The following is a 2,983-nucleotide window of genomic DNA, read 5'->3' as shown; positions in this document are numbered from 1 at the left end:
TTTCTTTGAGTCCACAAAACCCCTTGGGTGTTGTATGGTTAAGCCTCACGGGCAATTAGTACAGGTTAGCTCAATGCCTCGCAGCACTTACACACCCTGCCTATCAACGTCGTAGTCTACGACAACCCTTTAGGACGCTTATAGCGCCAGGGAAAACTCATCTCAAGGCTCGCTTCCCGCTTAGATGCTTTCAGCGGTTATCGATTCCGAACTTAGCTACCGGGCAATGCCATTGGCATGACAACCCGAACACCAGAGGTTCGTCCACTCCGGTCCTCTCGTACTAGGAGCAGCCCCTTTCAATTTTCCAACGCCCACGGCAGATAGGGACCGAACTGTCTCACGACGTTCTAAACCCAGCTCGCGTACCACTTTAAATGGCGAACAGCCATACCCTTGGGACCGACTTCAGCCCCAGGATGTGATGAGCCGACATCGAGGTGCCAAACACCGCCGTCGATATGAACTCTTGGGCGGTATCAGCCTGTTATCCCCGGAGTACCTTTTATCCGTTGAGCGATGGCCCTTCCATTCAGAACCACCGGATCACTATGACCTGCTTTCGCACCTGCTCGAATTGTCATTCTCGCAGTCAAGCGGGCTTATGCCATTGCACTAACCACACGATGTCCAACCGTGTTTAGCCCACCTTCGTGCTCCTCCGTTACTCTTTGGGAGGAGACCGCCCCAGTCAAACTACCCACCAGGCACTGTCCGTAATCCCGATTCAGGGACCAACGTTAGAACATCAAAACTACAAGGGTGGTATTTCAAGGACGACTCCACCACATCTAGCGACGCGGTTTCATAGTCTCCCACCTATCCTACACATGTAGGTTCAATGTTCAGTGCCAAGCTGTAGTAAAGGTTCACGGGGTCTTTCCGTCTAGCCGCGGGTACACTGCATCTTCACAGCGATTTCAATTTCACTGAGTCTCGGGTGGAGACAGCGTGGCCATCATTACGCCATTCGTGCAGGTCGGAACTTACCCGACAAGGAATTTCGCTACCTTAGGACCGTTATAGTTACGGCCGCCGTTTACCGGGGCTTCGATCAAGAGCTTCGACCGAAGTCTAACCCCATCAATTAACCTTCCGGCACCGGGCAGGCGTCACACCGTATACGTCATCTTACGATTTTGCACAGTGCTGTGTTTTTAATAAACAGTTGCAGCCACCTGGTATCTGCGACTCTCGTCTGCTCCATCCGCAAGGGACTTCACTGATAAGAGCGTACCTTCTCCCGAAGTTACGGTACCATTTTGCCTAGTTCCTTCACCCGAGTTCTCTCAAGCGCCTTGGTATTCTCTACCCGACCACCTGTGTCGGTTTGGGGTACGATTCCTTACAATCTGAAGCTTAGAGGCTTTTCCTGGAAGCATGGCATCAATGACTTCACTACCGTAGTAGCTCGACATCGTATCTCAGCGTTAGTAGCGGTCCGGATTTACCTAAACCACCCGCCTACGTACTTGAACCTGGACAACCGTCGCCAGGCCCACCTAGCCTTCTCCGTCCCCCCATCGCAATTGTAAGAAGTACGGGAATATTAACCCGTTTCCCATCGACTACGCCTTTCGGCCTCGCCTTAGGAGTCGACTTACCCTGCCCCGATTAACGTTGGACAGGAACCCTTGGTCTTCCGGCGAGGGAGTTTTTCACTCCCTTTATCGTTACTCATGTCAGCATTCGCACTTCTGATACCTCCAGCAGCCCTTACAGACCACCTTCAACGGCTTACAGAACGCTCCCCTACCCCACATACCCTAAGGTACGTAGCCGCAGCTTCGGTGTATAGCTTAGCCCCGTTACATCTTCCGCGCAGGCCGACTCGACCAGTGAGCTATTACGCTTTCTTTAAATGATGGCTGCTTCTAAGCCAACATCCTGGCTGTCTGAGCCTTCCCACATCGTTTCCCACTTAGCTATACTTTGGGACCTTAGCTGGCGGTCTGGGTTGTTTCCCTCTCCACGACGGACGTTAGCACCCGCCGTGTGTCTCCCGGATAGTACTTACTGGTATTCGGAGTTTGCAAAGGGTTGGTAAGTCGGGATGACCCCCTAGCCTTAACAGTGCTCTACCCCCAGTAGTATTCGTCCGAGGCGCTACCTAAATAGCTTTCGGGGAGAACCAGCTATCTCCAGGTTTGATTGGCCTTTCACCCCTAGCCACAAGTCATCCGCTAATTTTTCAACATTAGTCGGTTCGGTCCTCCAGTTGATGTTACTCAACCTTCAACCTGCCCATGGCTAGATCACCTGGTTTCGGGTCTAATCCTAGCAACTGTACGCCCAGTTAAGACTCGGTTTCCCTACGGCTCCCCTAAACGGTTAACCTTGCTACTAAAATTAAGTCGCTGACCCATTATACAAAAGGTACGCAGTCACACCACGAAGGTGCTCCTACTGCTTGTACGTACACGGTTTCAGGTTCTATTTCACTCCCCTCACAGGGGTTCTTTTCGCCTTTCCCTCACGGTACTGGTTCACTATCGGTCAGTCAGTAGTATTTAGCCTTGGAGGATGGTCCCCCCATATTCAGACAGGATATCACGTGTCCCGCCCTACTCGTTTTCACTGATTATGATGTGTCGGTTACGGGGCTATCACCCTTTACTGCGAGACTTTCCAGACTCTTCACCTGCATCATTAAAAGCTTAAGGGCTAATCCAATTTCGCTCGCCGCTACTTTCGGAATCTCGGTTGATTTCTCTTCCTCGGGGTACTTAGATGTTTCAGTTCCCCCGGTTTGCCTCCTGTTGCTATGTATTCACAACAGGATACTTACTTATGTAAGTGGGTTTCCCCATTCAGGAATCCCAGACTCAAAAGGTTATTACTACCTAATCTGGGCTTATCGCAAGTTATTACGCCTTTCATCGCCTCTGACTGCCAAGGCATCCACCGTGTACGCTTAGTCACTTAACCATACAACCCGAAAGGGTTTCTATTTGCTTTCACTTTAAAAAGTGAAGACAAATAA

General features: G+C 50.9%; 1 rRNA gene. It reads right to left on the bottom strand.

Annotated features, from left to right (window positions below):
• Positions 1-34 precede the first annotated feature (34 nt).
• A 23S ribosomal RNA gene (locus AB4486_RS07615) occupies positions 35-2,928 on the bottom strand.
• Positions 2,929-2,983 lie beyond the last annotated feature (55 nt).

This window comes from Vibrio sp. 10N.222.55.C6 (assembly GCF_041473395.1).
GTDB lineage: Bacteria > Pseudomonadota > Gammaproteobacteria > Enterobacterales > Vibrionaceae > Vibrio > Vibrio crassostreae_C.
This window is presented reverse-complemented; position numbering and strand designations above follow the sequence as displayed.